Source organism: Actinomadura rubrisoli, assembly GCF_004349215.1.
Taxonomy (GTDB): Bacteria; Actinomycetota; Actinomycetes; order Streptosporangiales; family Streptosporangiaceae; genus Spirillospora; species Spirillospora rubrisoli.
In genome coordinates, this window is record NZ_SMKU01000052.1 from 1 (window position 1) to 20,696 (window position 20,696).

The 20,696-nt window shown below is 74.7% G+C and carries 16 protein-coding genes; 5 read left to right on the forward strand and 11 right to left on the reverse strand.

What is annotated here, in order from left to right; translation table 11 throughout:
* Window positions 1–48: 48 nt before the first annotated feature.
* The 4 genes from E1298_RS13175 to E1298_RS13190 form a co-directional block, all read right to left on the reverse strand.
* The gene (locus E1298_RS13175; protein ID WP_131892826.1) at window positions 49–1,512 is read right to left on the reverse strand and encodes a DUF5719 family protein; all 1,464 of its coding nucleotides are present in this window, start codon (window positions 1,510–1,512) and stop codon (window positions 49–51) included.
* A 1-nt stretch (window position 1,513) separates the two neighbouring features.
* Entirely contained in the window at window positions 1,514–4,792 is a 3,279-nt protein-coding gene (locus tag E1298_RS13180; protein WP_131892828.1) for a glycosyltransferase family 2 protein, read from the reverse strand.
* A 243-nt stretch (window positions 4,793–5,035) separates the two neighbouring features.
* A complete protein-coding gene (locus E1298_RS13185) occupies window positions 5,036–5,299 on the reverse strand; it encodes a WhiB family transcriptional regulator (protein ID WP_131737837.1) in 264 nt (87 codons plus the stop codon).
* Between the two features lie 202 nt (window positions 5,300–5,501).
* Window positions 5,502–6,434, reverse strand: a complete 933-nt coding sequence (locus E1298_RS13190; RefSeq protein WP_131892830.1) for a hypothetical protein — start codon at window positions 6,432–6,434, stop codon at window positions 5,502–5,504.
* A gap of 167 nt (window positions 6,435–6,601) precedes the next feature.
* Here E1298_RS13190 and cofD point away from each other — a divergent pair, with 167 nt between their 5' ends.
* Window positions 6,602–7,558, forward strand: a complete 957-nt coding sequence (gene cofD / locus E1298_RS13195; protein WP_131892832.1) for a 2-phospho-L-lactate transferase — start codon at window positions 6,602–6,604, stop codon at window positions 7,556–7,558.
* Window positions 7,555–8,877: a coenzyme F420-0:L-glutamate ligase gene (locus E1298_RS13200; protein ID WP_243725556.1), complete on the forward strand. Its 1,323-nt coding sequence runs from the start codon at window positions 7,555–7,557 to the stop codon at window positions 8,875–8,877. Before cofD ends, E1298_RS13200 begins: the two co-directional genes overlap by 4 nt.
* A 30-nt stretch (window positions 8,878–8,907) precedes the next feature.
* Here E1298_RS13200 and E1298_RS13205 read toward each other — a convergent pair whose 3' ends face one another.
* Window positions 8,908–9,933, reverse strand: coding sequence for a substrate-binding domain-containing protein (locus E1298_RS13205; RefSeq protein WP_131892834.1), 1,026 nt, complete (start codon window positions 9,931–9,933; stop codon window positions 8,908–8,910).
* 123 nt (window positions 9,934–10,056) lie between these two features.
* Between E1298_RS13205 and E1298_RS13210 the strand changes: the two genes are divergently transcribed.
* Window positions 10,057–12,645: a bifunctional FO biosynthesis protein CofGH gene (locus E1298_RS13210; protein WP_131892836.1), complete on the forward strand. Its 2,589-nt coding sequence runs from the start codon at window positions 10,057–10,059 to the stop codon at window positions 12,643–12,645.
* 63 nt (window positions 12,646–12,708) lie between these two features.
* On the opposite strand, the gene E1298_RS13215 is transcribed toward E1298_RS13210, so the two are convergent.
* The 5 genes from E1298_RS13215 to E1298_RS13235 all read right to left on the reverse strand — a co-directional run bounded on the left by E1298_RS13215 (window position 12,709) and on the right by E1298_RS13235 (window position 18,179).
* The gene (locus E1298_RS13215) at window positions 12,709–13,656 is read right to left on the reverse strand and encodes a LysR family transcriptional regulator (RefSeq protein ID WP_131892838.1); all 948 of its coding nucleotides are present in this window, start codon (window positions 13,654–13,656) and stop codon (window positions 12,709–12,711) included.
* A 303-nt stretch (window positions 13,657–13,959) separates the two neighbouring features.
* Complete coding sequence (locus E1298_RS13220; protein WP_243725557.1) at window positions 13,960–14,937, reverse strand: DNA-3-methyladenine glycosylase family protein; 978 nt, start codon at window positions 14,935–14,937, stop codon at window positions 13,960–13,962.
* On the reverse strand, window positions 14,930–15,997 hold the full coding sequence (gene manB / locus E1298_RS13225) for a mannose-1-phosphate guanylyltransferase (protein WP_131892840.1): 1,068 nt from the start codon (window positions 15,995–15,997) through the stop codon (window positions 14,930–14,932). The genes E1298_RS13220 and manB overlap by 8 nt, the downstream gene beginning before the upstream one ends.
* Before the next feature lie 39 nt (window positions 15,998–16,036).
* On the reverse strand, window positions 16,037–17,194 hold the full coding sequence (locus tag E1298_RS13230) for a glycosyltransferase family 4 protein (protein ID WP_131892842.1): 1,158 nt from the start codon (window positions 17,192–17,194) through the stop codon (window positions 16,037–16,039).
* A 280-nt stretch (window positions 17,195–17,474) separates the two neighbouring features.
* A complete protein-coding gene (locus E1298_RS13235) occupies window positions 17,475–18,179 on the reverse strand; it encodes a class I SAM-dependent methyltransferase (RefSeq protein WP_131892844.1) in 705 nt (234 codons plus the stop codon).
* Window positions 18,180–18,258: 79 nt separating this feature from the next.
* Here E1298_RS13235 and E1298_RS13240 point away from each other — a divergent pair, with 79 nt between their 5' ends.
* Together E1298_RS13240 and trxA are read left to right on the forward strand one after the other, a co-directional pair.
* On the forward strand, window positions 18,259–19,305 hold the full coding sequence (locus E1298_RS13240; protein WP_243725558.1) for a lysylphosphatidylglycerol synthase transmembrane domain-containing protein: 1,047 nt from the start codon (window positions 18,259–18,261) through the stop codon (window positions 19,303–19,305).
* Window positions 19,302–19,625 (forward strand): thioredoxin, encoded by a 324-nt coding sequence (trxA, locus tag E1298_RS13245; RefSeq protein WP_131892846.1) that lies wholly within the window; start codon window positions 19,302–19,304, stop codon window positions 19,623–19,625. Before E1298_RS13240 ends, trxA begins: the two co-directional genes overlap by 4 nt.
* Here the strand turns inward: trxA and E1298_RS13250 are convergent.
* Complete coding sequence (locus E1298_RS13250; protein WP_131892848.1) at window positions 19,600–20,688, reverse strand: glycosyltransferase family 4 protein; 1,089 nt, start codon at window positions 20,686–20,688, stop codon at window positions 19,600–19,602. The genes trxA and E1298_RS13250 overlap by 26 nt on opposite strands.
* Between the last annotated feature and the right edge of the window lie 8 nt (window positions 20,689–20,696).

Below are 20,696 nucleotides of genomic sequence, written 5' to 3' on the forward strand. Positions count from 1 at the left end.
CACCTGGTCTCCCGCCCGATCCCCCGGCTGGTCCCCTCGGCCGGTCCGCTAGTCGATCAGCGAGCTCTGCGAGTCGGCCGTTTCGGGAAGCCACTGGGTGGTGGCCGCCGGGACGACCGGCAGCACGGTGAACAGGTAGTCGTCGCCCTTGCCCGTGGCCATCGTCCGGGCCGCGTGGACGGGCGCCGACCCGGCCCGCGGCGTGATCAGGACGCCGAAGCCCTTGTCGCCCCCCGCCGGGGCGGTGATCTTCGCCTCGACGGTCCGCCCGGCCGCGACCCTGATCTCCTGCGGGGCGCCGGGGCCCTGCGCGCCCATGGCGGTGACCTGGACGGCCGCGGCGCCCGCCGGTGCGGTGAGCGTCAGCGAGGCGTCGAAGCGGTTGTCGGCGACGACGCCGGACACCAGCCGTCCGGGGCCGTCCGCGGTGCCCAGGGGCGCGGTCGCGGTGCCGTAGGCGACGTCGGCGCCGCGCTCCGCGGCGAAGCCCGCGACGATCGGCCGGTCGGCGGTCAGCCGCACGGCGGCGGGCTTGCCCGACAGGGCGCGCTCCAGGTCCTCGGAGGTGACGGTCTTGGCCGGGGCGTCCACGACGTCCTGCCCCTGCGGCGCGAACGCGCCGTCCGGCGTGAGCACCTGCACCTTGATCCGCGTGGGCGCGTCGCCGGGGACGCCCACCAGGAGCCGCCGCTTGCCGGATCCGCTCGGGACGCCCGGCACGATCAGGGACGAGGCGGGCTCGGGCGAGAGCGGCAGCCACTCGACGCCCTTCTTGTCGCCGACGCGCACGCGCAGGGACGCCGCGACCCGTCCGCTGGTGGCGTGGACGTGCAGGGCCAGGTCACGGGCGGTCTGCACGATGTCGCCGAGACCCTCCGGCGACTTGCCGAGCCGCACGACCTCGGTCTTGTACGGCTCGATGGGCGTGCCCCGTCCGTCGGTCGTGTCCAGCGGCCCTGCGTCGGACAGCGCGGTGACGTCCACGGACGCGGGCTGGGAGTCGACGTTGGTCAGGTACAGATCGAGGGTGTCGGCGGCGACGGGCCCCGGGCCGAGGAACCACAGGTCGGTACTGGGCGAGGTGCAGCGGGCCCCGGCGAGGCCGCGGTCGGGGCCCCCGGACCAGTGGGTGGTCTGCTCGGCCTCCAGCCCGGCGGCGACGGCTCCCTTGGCCCGGACGGTGAACGAGTCCTCGGTGGTGCCCAGGTCCTTGTTCCAGCTCTGACCGGCCGCGTTCATCGAGGCGAGCGGGGCCCCGCCGTGCGTCTCGACCGTGTCGGCCCGTCCGCCCGTAGGGGCTCCCTTGGCGGCGAACGACTGGACGCTCAGCCGTCCGCCCTCATGCCCCGGGCAGACGGACACCGCTGAGCTGATCGGCGCGCGTGTGCCCTTCCGCTCTGCATCGGCCGAGGGACGGGAGAGCGACGCGGCCCCGTACAGGGCCCCCAAGGCGACCAGGACGAGGAACGCGGTGGCGTAGCGGAGGCTGAGCAGCCGGAGCATCTTGTCCATGTCAGGAACGTTCCTCTGAGGCGACCTCTAGGGAGTCCTGTGGGACGTCCTTGTCGTCGGCCGGTTCGCGTGGCAAGGGCATCTCCGCGGCCGGAGCGGGTTCCTGCGGTTCTCCGGGATCCCGGCGGTTGTGGCGGCCCGGCCGTGCCTTCGCCCTGGCGCGCCGCCCGCGGCCGCGCTCCCGTTCGCCCGTCGGCATCAGGGTGTCGGACCGGGCGCCCGGCAGCGCGAGGACGGCGACCAGCAGGACCGCGACGCCCTGGACGATCACCCACGCGTGCCGCATGGTCATGTCCCTGGTCAGCGCGAAGTCGCCTCCGGCGGCGGGGATCTCGTACCCCTGGGCCCATCCGTCCACGGTGCGGGCCTTGACGTCGCGGCCGTCCAGGGAGGCGCGCCAGCCGCCGTCGGACGGCTCGGCCAGCAGGAGCGTGCGCGGGCCCGTCCCCGGCGGGATGCGCACCCGGGCGCCGGTCTTCCCGGCCGGAAGCGGCGTGACGGCGGGGCCGTCGAGGAGCATCATCCGCGCGGAGGCGCCCTGGAGCCGCCACACGGCGAAGGTGCCGGTGCGGCTGAGCCGGGTCAGCTCCGGCGCCGCGTCCAGGACCCCGGTGAGCCGGTCGGACGCCGGACGCGGGACCAGGATGTACTGGACGCCCATCCGCGTGAGCGCGGGCCCGTCGTCGCCCTCGCGCCCGGCGGCGAGCCCGGCCACGAGATCGTCCAGGCGGCGTTCGGCGGAGCCGTCCGCCGGGGTCTCGGACTCACCGAGCATGGGACGGGCGTCGCGCAGGACGGTATAGGAGACGCGCCCTTTCCCGTCCCCGTGCAGGACGAGGGTGCGCGGCCCGCCCGGCTCCCGCACGAACGCGGGGACGGCGTCGGGGTCGGTCGTGCCCAGCGGCCCGCCCGCGCCCCCGATGATCCACATCGCGGCGGCCAGGACCGGGGCGGTGAGCGCGGCGAGGACGACGACCGCGCCGCCGGCCTTGTAGATCAGGTGCTTGCCCGCCAGGACCTCGGTGCCGCGCTGCACGGCGGCGGTCGCGGCGAGCAGGATCCCGGCGGCCGCGAACAGCAGCGTCACACCGGGCCAGGCGGGCGCGTGGTCGGCGCCCTTGGGGACGGTCGCGGCGCTCGTCAGGATCGCGGCGAGCAGCGCGAAGATCGCCAGTAGCCAGCCGGCGAGGACGGTGGTCCGGCGGGAGCGCAGCGGGAGCGCGCACACGGCGACCGCGAGCAGCCCGGCCAGCACCCAGCGCGCGGACGTCCCCGGCCCGCCGGGGTTCAGCGCGAGCAGGTCGGCGGCGCCGGCGGGCCCGGCCGCCCGGTGCAGGCCCGCCTCCAGCAGGAACCGGGACGGGTGCAGCAGCAGACCGGCCGTCCAGGGCAGCAGCAGGAGCGGCGGGACGCCGAGCGCGATGGCGAGGTTGCGGCGGCCCACCCGCCCGGGACGGGCGGACAGCGCCCGCACCAGCCCGCCGCCCGCCAGGGCCAGCGGCCAGACGAGCGGGACGAACGCCATCGCGACGGCCAGCAGCAGTGCGACCGCCCACGCGGCGCGGGCCGCGCGCTTGCGCAGCGTGCGGGCGTCGGCGGCGGCGCGCGGCAGCCCGTACATCCGGGCGGCGTTCACGGCGATCAGCGGGAGCAGGACGTGCACCACGGCGGTGCCGAGGCGGCCGCCCGCGACGGCGCCGGTGGCGGAGGGCAGCAGCGCGTACACGGCGGCGAACCACGCCCGGACGACCGAGACCGGGATCCGGCGGCCGCTGGAGCGGGCGCGGCGCCCGGTGCGCGGCGGCTCCAGCACCAGCACCCGGGACGCGCGGTAGGCGGTCAGGCCCGCGAGCGGCACGCTGCCCAGCAGCAGGATCGCCACGACCAGCCACGGCTTGCCGAACAGCAGCGTGGACAGCGCCGCGACGACCCCGACCCACGGCGGGCTCCCGGCGCCCGTGCCGAGCCCGACGGGATGCCAGCCGGAGGTGTACTGCGCCCACAGGTCGCTCGCCCCGCCCCACGCGGGGACGAGCGCGCCTCCGCCGAGCCGCCCGCCCGCCGTGACCAGCGAGCGCTCGGCCGCGAGCGCCACGGCCGCCAGGGCGAGCACGACGACGGCGCCCGGACGGGCCAGCAGCCGCTGGATCGGTCCGGGCTCGTCCGCCGGGATCTCGTCGCCCGGCTCCTCGCGGCCCCGCTCGTGCGCGGCGAGGTACTCCGAGACGGCCTCGACCGCCCGGCTCAGCGCGACCCGGCGCGGCTGGAAGCGCCGGACGCTGCGGTACACGCGCGTCCTGCCGTCCGCACGCGCGGCGCGCGCCCTGCGCAGCCGCCCGGGTGAGCGCAGGACGTCGCCGAGCGCGCCGAGCTCCTGGCGGGCCGCGTCGGGCCGTTTGACGATCAGCAGGTAGAGCGCGTGGACCAGCGACGCCCAGACGTTGCGCACCAGCGCGCGGAGCGTCGGGGCGAGCGGCTGGTTGGCGAGCAGCGTGAGGAGCGCGTTGCGGCGGTCGACGCGGCTGGGGCGCTCGGCGGTCATGCCGACCTCGCGGACGCCCCGCCGGGCCGCCTCCGCGTGGTAGACGACGGCGTCGCCGGCGAGGGCCACCCGGTGCCCGGCCGCGTGGGCCCGCCAGCAGAAGTCGACGTCGTCGCGGAACATCCCGAACTCGACGTCGAACCCGCCGAGCCGGTTCCACACGTCGCGGCGCACCAGCATCCCGGCGCTGCCGACTGCCAGCACGTCGCGCACCCCGTCGTGCTGGCCCTGGTCGAACTCGCGCCGGTCGATACCAGTCTCGCGGCGTCCGGCGCCGTCGATGGCGACGCCCGCCTCCCGCAGGACGCGGCGGTCGTCCCAGTCGCGGACCTTCGGGCCGAGGACCGCCAGGTTGGGGTCGCCGTCCGCGGTGCGCAGGAGCTGGGCGAGCGCGTCGTGGGCGGGGGCGGAGTCGTCGTGCAGCAGCCAGACCCACTCGGTGCGGGGATGGCCCGGGTCGTCGTCGGGGACGGGGGCGGACGCCGCGTCCTGCCGGAGGGCCTCCGCGACGGCCTCGCCGTACCCGGTGGTCCGGGGCAGCGTGAGGACCTTGCCGGCGCCGATCACCTCGGCGAGCACGGCGGGGCCGCGGTCGCGGCTTCCGGTGTCCACCGTCAGGAGACGTTGCACCGGCCGCGCCTGCGTCAGCAGCGCCTTGAGCGTCTCGGGCAGCCAGCGCGCGCCGTCATGGGCGACGAGGACGGCCGTGACGACATGGCGATCGAGAGTGGGCGACAAGGGTCCCCTCGATCTGTGGGACGACAATCAGCAGCCGTGCCGGCCCGGGGGCCGACACGGCTGACAACTGTACGCGTGGCCGCGCGGGCACGCTGCGGATCCCCCGAGATCCAGTGCGCGGCCACAGGCCGCGGGAGACCTTCCCCGGCCGGGCACCCGCGGCGCCGCTCCCCTTCGGCACCGCCGGACCCGACCGGCCCTGAACCTCCGGCCGGCCGCGCAGGGCCGGCCCGCCGTCCCGCGCTAGACGGCCTGACGCTTCAGCTTGCGGCGTTCCCGCTCCGAGAGCCCTCCCCAGATACCGAAACGCTCATCGTGTTGCAGCGCGTACTCCAAGCACTCCGTTCGCACCTCGCATGCCCGGCACACCTTCTTGGCCTCGCGAGTCGAGCCGCCCTTCTCCGGAAAGAACGCCTCCGGGTCGGTCTGCGCGCACAGGGCGCGCTCCTGCCAGCCCAACTCTTCACCCTCTGTGCCGTGCGCCAGCGGGATGACTACCTCGCTCACAGCGCACCTCCCTGCCCGTGGAGCCCCCTGGTCAATGCCTTCCCTCGAGCTCCTTCCCCCGAGAAGGCATAGAAATCACACCCACGAAATTACACGCGTGTAGCGCCCGCTCCGTCAAGCGGAACGAGTTTCCGGGGGGACATAGTGGGCTTTGTGGGGATGCGCTCGATGGCCTTTGGCTGAAGATCAGTTAATCGGGACGTCACTGCGGGGGGCGGTTGTCCCTGTACCAGTCGCCGCCGTCCTCGGGAGCCTGCTCGCCCTGCTGCGGCTGGCCGGGCTGGGTGCCCTGCGGATTCTGCTGCTCCTGCCCGCCGCTCCCGCCGTAGGCGCGGGTCCACTCGCCCATCTCTTCCTCGGGCTGCTGCTGCCCGGGCTGGACGGGATGCTCGTAGCCCGGCTGCGGGGACTGGCCCGGCTGCTGGCCGGCCTGGGCGGCGTACTGCTGGTAGTCCTGCGGCTGGCCGTACTGGGGTTGCTGCCCGTACTGCTGCTGGGCGTAGCCCTGCTGCTCGTACCCCGGCTGCTGCGGCTGGGGCTGCTGCCCCTCGGCACCCGGCTGGCCGTACTGCTGGTATTGCTGGTACTGCTGCTGGCCGTAAGCTTGGGCGCCGTACTGCTGCTGCCCCGGCTGGCCCTGCTGGTAGCCGTAGTCCGGATAGCCCGGCTGCATCTGCTGCTGGCCCGCCGGACGCGCCGGCTGCATGCGCTGGAAGACGGTGAACACGAACCATCCGCCCACGCCGACCACGGCGAGCTTGCCCGCGCCCTCAAGGAAGAACGCCAGCTTGGTGAGCGCCGGCGCCACCTCCGACCCGGCGAGCATCCCCGCGAGCCACGAGATGACGCCGAACAGCGCGATGCCGCCGAGGACGCCGAGCGCGCCCATCGTGATGGTGCGGGCCTGCGGGCTCGGCGCGTCGCCCCAGGCCGCCAGCAGGACCGCCAGGACGAGCATCGCGACGACGGCGAACTGCGTGAACACGCCGTCGCCGGTCTCGTTCAACGCGCGGAAGGTGAAGCTTCCGTCACCGCCGAGGAGCAGGATGATGCCTGCGAGCAAATGCACGCCCGCCGCGGCGAGCAACACCCAGGCGGCCGGTTCGCGCAGGCGCTGGACGGCTTCCTTGTTCACGGGAACATCTCCAGACCGAGGCAATCGGGTGACAGGCAAAGCTTTGCACATCCCGCCCTCCGGCGTCTCTGTGCCCCGCGGGGCTTCAAAACGTCGTAAGAGGAAGGCTTCCGGCGAAATCGCGCACCGCGGCCGGGCGCCCGCACACCACGCTCTAGGCTGACGGCATGAGGATCGTGGCGCTGGCGGGCGGCATCGGCGGGGCCCGCTTTTTGCGCGGGCTGCGGGCGGCGGCCCCGGAGGCGGAGATCACCGTCATCGGCAACACCGGGGACGACATCTCGCTGTTCGGGCTGCGGGTCTGCCCCGACCTGGACACCGTGATGTACACGCTCGGCGGGGGCATCAACGAGGAGCAGGGCTGGGGACGGGCCGGCGAGACGTTCACCGTCAAGGAGGAGCTCGCCGCCTACGGCGTCGGGCCAGGCTGGTTCGGGCTCGGCGACCGCGACTTCGCGACGCACATCGTCCGGACGCAGATGCTGGCGGCCGGCTACAAGCTGTCGGCGGTGACCGAGGCGCTGTGCGACCGGTGGAAGCCGGGCGTGCGGCTGATCCCGATGACCGACGACCAGGTCGAGACGCACGTCGTGATCGACGACCCGGAGCACGGGCGGCGCGCGATCCACTTCCAGGAGTGGTGGGTGCGGCTGCGCGCGTCCGTCCCGGCGCTGTCGATCGCGGCGGTCGGCGCGGACGACGCGAAGCCCGCGCCCGGAGTCCTGGCGGCGGTCGAGGCGGCCGATGTGGTGCTGTTCCCGCCGTCCAACCCGGTGGTGAGCGTCGGCACGATCCTGTCCGTCCCGGGGATCCGGGAGGCGGTCGCGGCCAAGACCGTGGTCGGCGTCTCCCCGATCATCGGCGGCGCGCCGGTGCGGGGCATGGCCGACGCCTGCCTGACCGCGATCGGCGTGGAGACCTCGGCGCAGGCGGTGGCCGAGCACTACGGCCTCGGCCTGCTGGACGGCTGGCTCGTGGACGACGCGGACGCGGGCGTCCGGGTGGAGGGCATCGAGGTGCTGTCCCGCCCGCTGCTGATGAGCGACCCGGAGGCCACCGCGGCCATCGCGCGCGCGGCGCTCGACCTGGCGCTGGAGCTGAAGCGGGCGGAGGTGGCCCCGTGAGCGGGCCCGCGGCGGCGTCCGGGGAGGGCGCGGCGAAGCTGGAGGTGTCCGGGGTCCCCGGCCTCCCGGAGGTCGCCGAGGGCGACGACATCGCCGCGCTCATCCCGCCCGGGACGCTGCGGGACGGCGACGTCCTCGTCGTGACGTCCAAGATCGTGAGCAAGGCGGAGGGGCGGGTCCTGGTCGCAGGCGACCGGGAGAAGGCCATCGACGCCGAGACGGTGCGGGTCGTGGCGCGGCGGGCGCACGCGCGCGGCGAGACCCGGATCGTGGAGACCCGGCACGGCCTCGTCCTGGCCGCCGCCGGGGTCGACTCGTCCAACACCGCGCCGGGCACGGTGCTGCTGCTCCCGGAGGACCCCGACGCCTCCGCGCGCCGCATCCGCGCCGGGCTGCGCGAGCGGGCCGGGGTGGACGTCGCCGTCATCGTGTCCGACACGCTCGGACGGCCCTGGCGCAACGGGCTCGTCGACGCCGCCATCGGCGTCGCGGGCCTCGCGCCGCTCAGCGACCTGCGGGGCCGCGACGACGCGTACGGCAACCGCCTGGACGCCACGGTCACGGCCGTCGCCGACGAGATCGCCGCGGCCGCCGAGCTGGTCAAGGGCAAGCTCGACGGGGTGCCGATCGCCGTGGTCCGGGGCCTGCCTGGCCTTGTCACGCGCGAGGACGGCCCGGGTGCCCGGGAGCTCGTCCGCCCGCCCGCCGAGGACATGTTCCGGTACGGGTCGTCGGAGGTGCTGCACGCGCGGCGCACGATCCGCGAGTTCACCGCCGACCCGGTCGACCCGGCGGCGGTGCGGCGCGCGGTCGCCGCGGCGATCACCGCCCCAGCGCCGCACCATACGACGCCCTGGCGGTTCGTTCTGCTGGAGTCGGCGGAGTCCCGCACCCGGCTGCTGGACGCGATGCGCGACGCGTGGGAGGCCGACCTGCGCCGCGACGGCTTCTCCGAGGAGTCGATCACCAAGCGGCTCCGGCGCGGGGACGTGCTGCGCCGCGCCCCGTACCTCGTCGTCCCGTGCCTGGTCACCGATGGCGCGCACGACTACCCCGACGAGCGCCGCGCGCGCGCCGAGCGGGAGATGTTCGTGGTCGCCGCCGGTGCGGGCGTGCAGAATCTCCTGGTCGCGCTGGCCGTGGAGGGGCTGGGCTCGTGCTGGGTGTCGAGCACGATGTTCTGCGGCGACGTCGTCCGCGAGTCCCTGGACCTGCCGGACGGCTGGGATCCGATGGGCGCCGTCGGCATCGGCCACCCGGCCGCCCCGCCGCGCGAGCGCCCGCCGCGCGGCCCGGACGCGTTCATCGAGGTCCGCTGACCCGTCCTGCGCTGGGCCATGCCCGGGTCGTCAGGTCTTCCAGGAGGCCAGGGCCCGGTCGATCTCCTTGCGGGTCGGGAAGCGCAGGAAGCGCGGCGCCGCCTCGGGCAGGCCGTGCTCGCGGGCGTACCGGGCGCTGAACGTGCCGTCGGGCGCGCGGAAGCCGGCCCGCTGGAGGATGTCGCGGGCCGACCGCGTCCCCAGCGCGTCCCGGAACGCCTCCGCCGCCTCCCGGCGCCGCTGGTCGCGGGCGGTCACGACGTAGGGGTGGTCGAGCGCGAGCGTCCCCTCGTCCGGCCGGAGCACCGACACCGGGTTCGGCCGGTGCGTGCCGTTGTAGGCGACGGCGGCCTGCTCGGAGGTCACGGCGAGCGGGCGGTCGAACCGCTCGGCCTCGACGAGCCCCGCGAGGACCGCAGGCGATCCGCCGGACGCGGCGTCCCGGCGGAGCGCGCGGGCGACGCCGCCCGCCTTCTTCCCGCCGACCTGGCGGACGGCGATCATCGCGACCGTCCCGCTCATGCCGGTGCCCGGGTCGGCCACCCGCCGGGCCAGGTCCAGGCCGCCCGCCTCGCCGTCCATGAGCAGCTTCCAGCCGGGCTCGACGCCGGCGTCCCGGAACTCCTCCTCCACCGGACGGGTCGTCGCGAGCACCACGGGCGAGGCGGCCAGCGACACTCCGGCCGCCGGGATCGAGGCGTCCCCGGCGCCGCGGACGACGCCGAGCCAGAGCGACGACTCCGGCACCCACGCGTCGGCGCGGCTCCGCACCCCCGGGTCGCGCGCGTAGTCGGCCGGGGCGACCGCCGTCACGCGTGCGCGGACGCACCGTCCGGCCACGCGGTGTCTCTCCACGTTGAAGCGGGACGCCGCGTCCCGCAGCGCGGGCACGATCTCGGGCTGCGCCGCGACCGGCAGATCCAGCGACGCGCCGGCGCACGCCGACGGCCCGGAGAACAGGCCGAGCGCCCACGCCCCGCCGCCGAACCCCGTCACCAGCAGCGCGCCCGCCGCCGCCCAGACGACCGGCCGTCGCGTCCCGCCCCCAGACTCCACAGCGCTCAGTAATACCGGACGCGTGCCGGAGGGAATAGATCGCGGGACGGAGAGGCTGTCGTCTAGCGGCTCCCCCGGGGGGCGGGGCGGCCGAAAATATGACGATTGGCATAGAGTGCCCGCATGGAGGTCACTCACAACGCGGTACGCAGGGCCTTGGCCCGGGCACGCGACGGCAAGACGCTCGACCTTTCCGAGGCCGCCACTCTTCTGCGGGCCCGCGAGGCCCAGCTCGACGATCTGCTCACCTACGCCGCCCGCACGCGGGACGCCGGGCTGGAGGCCGCGGGCCGTCCGGGCGTCATCACCTACAGCCGCAAGGTGTTCGTCCCGCTGACCCGCCTGTGCCGCGACCGCTGCGGCTACTGCACGTTCGCGACCGTCCCGCACCGGCTGGACTCGCCCTTCCTCAGCCCCGACGAGGTCCTGGAGATCGCGCGGCAGGGCGCGGCGATGGGCTGCAAGGAGGCCCTGTTCACGCTCGGGGACCGCCCGGAGGACCGCTGGAAGCCGGCCCGCGAGTGGCTGGACGCGCACGGCTACGACGACACGCTCTCCTACGTGCGCGCCATGGCGATCCGGGTGCTGGAGGAGACCGGCCTGCTGCCGCACCTGAACCCCGGCGTGCTGACCTGGCGCGACTTCCAGCGACTCAAGCCGGTCGCGCCGTCCATGGGCATGATGCTGGAGACGACCGCGACGCGGCTGTTCAGCGAGAAGGGCGGCCCGCACTTCGGCTCGCCCGACAAGGACCCCGCCGTCCGGCTGCGGGTCCTGGAGGACGCCGGACGGACGAACGTGCCGTTCACGACCGGCATCCTCATCGGCATCGGCGAGACGGCCGAGGAGCGCGCGGACGCGATCTTCGAGATCCGGCGGACGATGCGCGAGTACGGGGCGATCCAGGAGGTGATCGTCCAGAACTTCCGCGCCAAGCCCGACACCAAGATGCGCGATACCCCGGACGCCGAGCTGGCGGAGCTGGCCGCGACGATCGCGGTGGCCCGGCTGGTCCTCGGCCCGAAGGCGCGCGTCCAGGCCCCGCCGAACCTCGTCGCCGACCAGTACGCGCTGATGCTGCGCGCCGGGATCGACGACTGGGGCGGCGTGTCCCCGCTGACGCCCGACCACGTCAACCCGGAGCGGCCGTGGCCGCAGATCGACGAGCTGGCCGCGCGGACCGCCGACGCCGGGTTCGCGCTGCGCGAGCGGCTCACGATCTACCCCGAGTACGTCAGGCGCGGGGAGCCGTGGCTCGACCCGCGGCTGGCCGCGCACGTCGCGGCGCTGGCCGACCCGGCGACGGGCCTGGCGCGCGAGGACGCGGTCCCCGAGGGACGGCCCTGGCAGGAGCCAGACGGCGGCTTCGAGGCGTTCGGGCGCACCGACCTGCACACCGAGATCGACACGACCGGCCGCACCGGCGACCGGCGCGACGACTTCGACGAGGTCTACGGCGACTGGGACGCGCTGAAGGAGCGCCTGGGCGATGGGGCCGGAGCGGGCCCGGACGGCCGTCCCCCCAGGATGGCGCACGACGTGAAGGCGGCCCTGGCACGCGCCGAGCGGGACCCGGCGGGGCTCTCCGACGACGAGGCCCTGGCCCTCCTGCACGCGGACGGCCCGGATCTGGACGCGCTGGCCGGGCTCGCCGACGACCTGCGCCGCGAAGCGGTCGGCGACGACGTCACCTACGTCGTCACCCGCAACATCAACTTCACGAACGTCTGCTACACCGGATGCCGGTTCTGCGCGTTCGCGCAGCGGCGCACCGACGCCGACGCCTACACCCTCTCCCTCCAGCAGGTCGGCGACCGGGTGGACGAGGCGTGGGCGGCGGGCGCCACCGAGGTGTGCATGCAGGGCGGCATCCACCCCGACCTGCCCGGCACCGCCTACTTCGACCTGGCCCGCGAGGTGAAGCGCCGCGCGCCGGAGATCCACCTGCATTCCTACAGCCCGATGGAGGTCGTGAACGGCGCGTCCCGGACCGACCTGTCGATCCGGGAGTGGCTGGAGGCCGCGAAGGAGGCCGGGGTCGACTCGCTGCCCGGGACCGCCGCCGAGATCCTGGACGACGACGTCCGCTGGGTGCTGACCAAGGGCAAGCTGCCCACCGACCAGTGGATCGAGGTCGTCACCACCGCGCACGACCTCGGCATCCCGACGACCTCCACGATGATGTACGGGCACGTGGACACGCCCGCGCACTGGGTGGCGCACATCAAGCTGCTCCGCTCCCTCCAGGAGCGGACGGGCGGGTTCAGCGAGTTCGTGCTGCTCCCGTTCGTCCACCACAACTCGCCCATCTACCTCGCCGGGCTGGCCCGTCCGGGGCCGACCGCCCGGGAGAACGTCGCCGTCCACGCGCTAGCCCGCATCCTGCTGCACGGCGCCATCGCGAACATCCAGACGTCCTGGGTGAAGATGGGGGACGAGCTGTGCACGCGCGTCCTGCGGGGCGGGGTGAACGACCTCGGCGGCACGCTGATGGAGGAGACCATCAGCCGCATGGCGGGATCGGAGAACGGCTCGTTCAAACCCATCAGCGAGCTGGAGGAGATCGCCGCGCGCGCGGGACGTCCCGCCAGGCAGCGCACCACCCTCTACGGCGAGGTCTCCGCCGAACGCCTCGCCGCCGGGCGCCGCACGGACGGGATCGGCGACTTCGGCTCCCGCCTCTCCCTCCCCCTGGAGCCCGTCCAAGGCTGAGCGAAGCGGCGGGCCGGTGGTCTGGCGGGCGCCAGGCCACCGGCCCGCCGCGAGCGGACGCGTTCAGGGGAGGGGGCCCCGGGTGAGGCTCGGGCGGCGCGCCGCGAGGGCGTCGGCGGCGCAGCGCAGCTCCTGCACGACCGCGTGGACGGACGGGCGCACGTCGGCGCCGACGCGGGTCCACAGGACCATCTGGCGGTCGACGCGGACGCCTGCGGTGTCGCGCACGACGATGCCCGCCTCCAGCTCGGCGAGCGCCAGATCGGGCACCAGGGCCGCCGCGCCGCCCTGGGCGATCATCGCGAACATGACCGTCAGGTCGTTGGAGCGGTAGCGGATGTCCGGCCGGAAGCCGCCGAACTCCGCGCAGGTCCGCTCCAGCAGATCGGCGTGGTTGGTGCCGACGTAGCCCGTCACCCACGGGTGGCCGGCGAGATCGGCCAGCCGCACCGGGCCCGCGTCGCGCGCGAGCGGGTGCGCCTCGGGGAGCGCGATCCGCATCGTCTCGGTGATCAGCACCTCGGACGTCAGCTCGGGACGGCGCGGGCGGGGAAGCCGCGTGTACTCGTCGGTGAGCACCACGTCGATCTCCTGCAGCACCAGCGCCTGCAAGACCCGGACGAACTCCTCGTCCAGCACGTCCACGACCAGGTCGGGATAGGCGGCGGCGAGCCGCGGCAGCGCGGGGGCGAGCACGTGCAGCAGCGCCGTCTGGTAGCCGACGAGCCGGACGACGCCCGCGACGCGCCCGCCGGCCGACAGCGCCTCCTCCTCGGCCCGCTGCGCCCCGTTCAGCAGCGCCTCGGCGTGTCCGGCGAGGACCTCGCCCGCCTCGGTGAGCCGCAGCCGCCGCCCGACCCGCTCGACGAGGCGGACGCCCACCTCCCGCTGGAGCTGGGCGAGCTGCTGGGAGACCGCCGAGGGGCTGTAGCCCAGGGCCTCGGCGACGGCGCCGGCCGTCCCGCGCCGCTTCAGCTCGCGGAGCACCCGCAGGCGGCCGAGATCCAACATAGTGAAGCGATTCTTACACAAACACTGCAGAAACAGTCGCTGGACCTGAAAGTTGGACCGAGTCAAACTGATGGTGCGACGGAAACGCGGCGGAGACCCCGCCAAGTCCGATCGCCCCGCGCGGGAACGTTCCGGGCCCCTTCCGGGGACCCACGATCCCAAAGGACAGACTCATGGTGTTCATGCTCGCCCTCGTCATCGCCCTCGCCGTCCTCGGCCCGATCCTCGGCTCCGACAGCCGCGACGGGCTCGACTGGACCCCGGGCCACTTCTGGATGCGCCGCCGCTCCGGCCGGGACCGGGTCAGAAGGAGCGATAGTCCCGGACCGCGAGCCGGGGACCGCGCCTCGGCGGACGCCTGCCGGACGATTCCAGCAGCCGGATGACCCGGTGGCGGTGTCCGGCGTACGGCTCCAGCAGCTCCAGCATCCCGGCGTCGTCGACCTTGCGTCCCGCGAGTGCCCAGCCCACGATCCCGGGCAGGTGGTAGTCGCCGACGGAGACGGCGTCGGGGTCGCCGGCCGCCCGCTGCCGGGTCTCGGCGGCCGTCCAGACCCCGATGCCGGGCAGCGACCGCAGCCGCCGCTCGGACGGATCGTCCTCCAGCCGGCCGGCCACCCGCGCCGCCCCGATGATCGTCCGGGCCCGGACGGCCTCCAGACCCGACCGGTGCCACTCCCACGACGGGATCCGGATCCAGACCGCGGGCGGCGGCGGGACCCGCATCCGCGGGGCGCCCGGGGCGGGCTCCCCGAACCGGCGCAGCAGGTAGCCCCAGGCCCGCCACGCCTCCTGCGCGAGGACCTTCTGCTCCATCACCGCGGGCACGAGCGCCTCGAAGACGCGGTTCGTCCGGCCGATCCGCAGCCCCGGGCGGCGCAGCGCCTGATCCCGGACGACGTCGTGCAGCGCCTCGAACCCCTCGGGGGCGTCGCGGGCCCCGAGCAGGTCGGGGATCCCGTCGAGCAGCCACCCGGCGCCGGGGCCCCACGCGGCGGCGTCCACGGCACCGCCGACTCCGCGCAACCGGAGGGTGCCGGGGCCGTCGGGGGTGTGGGACGTCCTCCAGACCGCGCCGTCCCGGTCGATCTGGAACGCCGGATCGTGCGGCCCGCGCCGGTGCGGCGCGAGGACCGCGTGCAGGTCGACCGGCCACGGCGGACGCCACTCGCGCCGCAGTCCGGGCCCGCGGCCGGGGAGCCGCTCAGCGGTCGGCTCCCCGGCCGCACCCGGGACCTCGCCGAGGGGCGCCGCCGTCCCTGCCGATGAGGCGTCAGGCATCGGAGGAGAAGCGGACCGCGGTCGGCGGCAGCTCGATGCCGGGCCACAGCCGCAGGCCGCCGCGCAGCTCGTTGCCGGGACCGACCACGGCGCCGTCGCCCAGGATCACCTCGTCCAGGACGGCGCCGGGCCCGACGCGCGCGCCCCGGCTCAGCACCGACCCGCGGACGGTGGCGCCCTCGGCGACGAACGCCTCGTCCAGCAGCACGCTGCCGAGGACGGTGGCGCCCGCCTCGACCACCGCGCCGCGCCCGACCGTCGTGCCGTCGCGCACCACCGCGCCGGGCGACACGCTCGCCCCGGCCAGGGTGAGCCGCTCGCCCGGCTCGCCGGGCATCGCCGACGAGGCCAGCCGCCCGAGCACCAGGTCGCAGGAGCCGCGAACGAACGCCTCGGGCGTGCCGACGTCCAGCCAGTACTCCGACTCGACGTACCCCATGACGACGGCGCCGGACGCGATCAGCGACGGGAACGTCTCCCGCTCGACCGAGACGACCTCGTCCTCGGGGATCGTGTCGATCGCCGAGCGGCGGAAGACGTAGCAGCCCGCGTTGATCTGGTTGGTGACCGGGTGCGAGGTCTTCTCCAGGAACGCGGTGACGCGCCCCGAGGCGTCCGTCGGGACGCAGCCGAACCGCGACGGGTCGTCGACCTCGGTCAGGTGCAGCGTCACCGCCGCCCCGGCGTCCTTGTGCACCTTGATCTGCGCCGGGACGTCGTGGCCCGACAGGATGTCGCCGTTGAGGATCAGGACCGGGTCGTCGGGCCCGCAGGTGAGCGCGCGCGCCGCGTTGCGGATCGCGCCGCCGGTGCCGAGCGGCTCGTCCTCGCTGACGTAGGCCAGCTCCACGCCGTGGGCGCGGGTGCCGAAGGCCGCCTCGAACATCTCGGCGCGGTAGGACGTGGCGAACACGATGCGCTGGACGCCCGCCGCGTGCGCGCGGGCCAGCTGGTGCGCCAGGAAGGCGACGCCCGCCGTGGGGAGCAGCGGCTTCGGGGTCGAGATCGTCAGGGGCCGCAGGCGCGAGCCCTGCCCTCCGACCAGCAGAATCGCTTCCACGAACATCCTTTCCGCACCGCCCGGTCAGTCCGAGCGAGACTAGTGGGTTCGCGATTCTCTCGAAGCCTCGTGCTCGTCGATGGCCCGCTGGTAGGAGGCCAGGTGCGCCGCGGCGGAGGCGGTCCAGCTGAACTCCTGGGCGCGGGCGTGGGCGGCCGCGCCAAGCTTCGCGCGGTGCTCCGGGTCCTCGATGAGGGAGGTCAGCGCACTCCCGATGCCCTCCGGGTCGGGCTCGGTGTAGGCGACCGCCTCGCCGCCGACCTCCGGCAGCGGGCCTCTTCGCGTGGTCAGGACGGGCGCGCCGCAGGCCATGGCCTCCAGGACGGGCAGCCCGAAGCCCTCGCCGCGGCTCGGCAGCGCCACGACGAGCGCCCCGCCGAAGAAGCCCGGCAGCGCCGACCACGGCAGGTAGCCGGGCCGCAGGACGCGCAGCTTCAGCGGCACGGTCGCCAGCGCGGCGTCGACCTCGTCGTCCCAGCCGCCGCCCCCGCCCAGCACCAGCGCCGGGGCCTCGGCGAGCCGGTCGCAGGCCCGGACCCAGCCGCGGATCAGGTTGGGGACGTTCTTGCGCGGCTCCAGCGCACCCAGGTAGGCGATGTACGGGCGGCCGTGCAGGCTGAGCCGGTCGGACACCCGGTCCACCTCGGCCTGGTCGGGGCGGTGGAACGCCTCGTGGTCGACCCCGTGGTAGGCCACGTCGATGTGCGAGGGGTCGGCGCCCAGCACCCGGACGAGCTCGTCCCGCGTCGCCCGGGACGGGACGATCAGCCGGGTGGCGCGCCGGGCCGCCGTCCGCGTCGCCGACTTGATGTAGGTCGTCCGGACGGGGTCGTGCATCTCGGGGTCGGCGAACATCGTCACGTCGTGGATCGTGACGACGGTCGGCAGGCTCGCGCTGACCGGCATCGTGTAGGTCGGCAGGTGGATGACGTCCGCGCCGACGCTGTCGGCCACGTACGGCAGGCCGGACTGCTCCCAGGCCAGCCGGGACGCGCGGTGCGCCAGCGCGGCCGGGCCCGCCACGATCCGGGCGCGCGGCGCGAGCAGCTCGTACCGCTTCTCGTCGGCGCGCTGGCAGGCGACCGCGAGGTCGGCTCCGGCCGTGTGCAGGGCCGTCAGCAGGCCGTCGACGTACCTTCCGAGCCCGCCCCTGTCGGCAGGCACGGCGGTGGCGTCAAGCAGAATCCGAGGCGCCACGGTCCACTCCCCCATCCCGGCCCGGCCTGGCGACGCGCGGCCGTAGTGGCGTAGATCACTTTTTACTCTTCGAGCCTACGCCCGTCCGCCGGGCATACGCGCGAGGTCCGGCCCCTCACTCCGAACATTGCCGCCTCCGGGAGCCAACCCCCAGAACCCCAGCGGCGCGCCGCGAGATCAGCGTGCCACCTTCGGGGGCGGCGCTCCTACAGAACGCCCGAAATTTCCGCGTTCCTCCTCTGGGGGCGGACGCCCAGACCCCCAGCGGCACGCCGCGACCTCAGCGTTTGCGCGCGTGGATCAGGACGATGCTGCCGCGCTCGTTCGGGGCGGAGCGGTCGGCGAGCGCGACGAGCGGGGTCAGGGGGGCGGCGGCGTTGAAGCCGACCTTCCCGCCGTACGTCGAGAGCGACAGGTAGAGGCGCTCGGTCGCGGCGGTCCGGAACTGGTACGAGTGCCTGACCAGGTCCAGGCCGCGCTCGTCCATCAGCTTGCCGAGGATGCCGTGCGTGTAGGTGTGCTGCACGTGGTACTTGGCCTTGTGCGCGTCGCGCAGCTTCGGCCAGGCGTCGGCGCGGCTCAGCACGTCGGCGGACATGAAGATCTCGCCGCCGGGCTTGAGGACCCGCGCCATCTCGTCCAGCGACCTGCCGCCGTCGTCGAAGTGCTCGATCGCGCACACCGACAGGACGGCGTCGAACGAGGCGTCCGCGAACGGCAGCCGCAGCGCGTCACACTCGACGAGCGCGGGGGCGTGCGCGAGCGTCCGCCCGTACAGCATCTTGCCGCGGGCAAGGTCGATCGAGACGGCGTCGGCGCCGCGCCTGCGCGCGCGCCCGGCCCAGTAGCCGTCGCCTCCGGCGACGTCGAGGACCCGCTTGCCGCGCAGGTCCCGGCCCATCCAGTCCAGCAGCGTCCCCGCCTCGCGGTACCGGCACACATGCACCTGGTGCCCCATGAAGGCGACCACATCCGAGAGTTTCATCGTCCCCAACTGTAGGGCTCGCGGGCGGGGCGGCGTCCGCGAAGCCGCGCCGCGAACCCCGGTCGCCTACCCTGGGCGCGTGAACACGAAGGTCGTCGCCATGCGGATCTCGCGCGTGCTGCTCGTGCTGCTCGCGCTGGCCTTCTGCGCGTACAGCGTCGTCTCCCAGTGGGACGAGACGACCAGGGCGTTCGGGGAGATGTCCTGGCCGACGCTCGCCGGATCCCTGGCCGCCGGGCTCGCCGGGCTGTTCGCGTGGATGCTGGGCTGGCGGACCTTCCTCACCGGGCTCGGGTCGGCGCTGCCGCTGCGGGCCGCGTTCCGGATCTCGGCGATCTCCCAGCTCGGCAAGTACGTGCCGGGCAAGGTGTGGGCCCTGGTCACCCAGATCGAGATGGCGCGCGAGCACAAGGTCCCGGCCGAGCGCAGCTTCGGCTCCACGCTGCTCGCCGTGGCGACGTCCACCGCCTGCGGGCTCGCCGTCGCCGCCGTGACGCTGCCGCTGACGTCGGCGGCGGCCCGCGACCGGTACTGGTGGCTGTTCCCGCTCGCGCCGGTGATGCTGGCGGCGCTCCACCCCAGGATCGTGACGTGGTGCCTGGACACGCTGCTCAAGCTCGTCCGGCGGCCCACGCTGGAGCATCCCGTCAGCCTCGGCGTCACCCTCGTGGCCATCGCCTGGACGGTGCTGGGCTGGGTGCTGTTCGGCGTCCACACGTGGCTGCTGTGCATGGCCGTGGGCGGCGACGGGGCCGGTCTTCCGTTCCTCGCCACCGGGGCCTACGCGCTGGCGTTCGTGGCGGGCTTCCTCGTCTTCATCGCGCCGGGCGGCATCGGCGCGCGGGAGGCGGCGCTGACGGTGGTGCTCACGCCGGTCCTGCCCGCCGGCGCGCCGGTCGTGGTCGCGATCGCCTCCCGCGTCCTGCTGACGGCCGCCGACCTGCTGAGCGCGGGCGCCGCCCTCCTTCTCGGACGGGGCGCCGGGCCCGCGGCGGCCGGGCAGGCGGCGGCCGGGCAGGCGGCGGAGCGCTCCGGGCCGGACGAGGACGCGGCCGTGGACGGCGGGAATGAACCGGCCCCCAAGGAGCTTGTCAGGGGTACACAGCCGACGAAGGAGCGACCGTGACGTCCCCCATCACCGTGACCGACGCGACGTTCGACGACCAGGTCCTCAAGAGCGACACCCCCGTCCTGGTCGACTTCTGGGCGGACTGGTGCGGCCCCTGCCGGATGATCGCCCCCGTCCTGGAGCAGATCGCCGAGGAGCAGGACGGCAAGATCAGGATCGCGAAGCTGGACTACGACGCGAACCCGCAGACGCCGCAGAAGTACGGCGTGATGGGCCTTCCGACGCTGCTGCTCTACAAGAACGGCGAGGTCGTGGAGCAGATCGTCGGCGCCAAGCCCAAGCGGGCCCTGCTCAAGGTGATCGAACCGCACCTGTGAGGGTGTCGAGGTAGGCGGCCCACACCGGGCCGTGGTCGACCGGGCGGACGCCGGAGCGCAGCCGCTCCGGCTCCCCCGCCGCGTAGAAGCGCTCCAGGGCGCCGGTGAGCGCGGCGACGTCGTCCGGCGCGCAGACGAGACCGTCCTCCCCGTCCCGGACCTGGTCCGCGAAGCCGCCCACGTCGGTGGCGATCACGGGCCGGCCGTGCTCGTAGGCCATCCAGACGTTCTGCGACGCGGTGGCCGTCCGGTACGGCAGGACGAGCGCGTCGGCGGCGGCGAACAGCCCCGGCACATCGGCGGCGGGCACGTACCCGGGACGCAGGTCGACGCGCGCGGCCAGGTCCAGCTCCCCGATCAGCGCCCGCGTCTCGTCCAGCCCGCCCCAGAACTCGCCCGCGACGGTCAGCGACACGTCGTCCGGCCCGGCGGCGAGGGCGCGCAGCAGGACGTCCAGGCCCTTGTACGGGCGGACGATCCCGAAGAACAGCAGGTGGCGGTGCACCTTCCCGTCGTCCTGCGGGACGGTCGCGGGCGTCGGCAGGTGCGCGGGCATCTCGGCGACGCGCACGGGGCGGCCGGTCAGCCCCCGGGCCAGCTCCGCCTGCGCCTCGGAATGGACGAGGACGCCGTCCACGCGCCGGAGCAGCCGCTTCATCAGCGGCACGTCATACGGCTTGCGTTCATGCGGCAGGACGTTGTGGCACAGCGCAATGACCGGCGTACGGCGCCCGACCCCGGCAAGGATGCCCAGGTAGGACGGCACCTGGACGGGGCTCAGCACGGCCAGTACCACCAGGTCGCAGGAGCGCAGCGAGCGCCCGGTGCGCCACCAGCCGTCCGGACGGCGCCAGTCGAGCCGGCGCCGCGTCCCAGGGAACGGCTCGCCCTCGGGCTCGGAGATCGTCTGCTGCCCCGGGTATAGGAACGCCGGGTACTGGGCGCGCCACGACTCGATGAGGACCTCGTGCCCCGCCGCGGCCAGCCGGTGCGCCAGCTCGGTGGTGTGGTGCGCGCCGCCCCCCTTGTAGGGGAACGCCGGGCCGACGATCGCGATCCGCACGCGGCCGC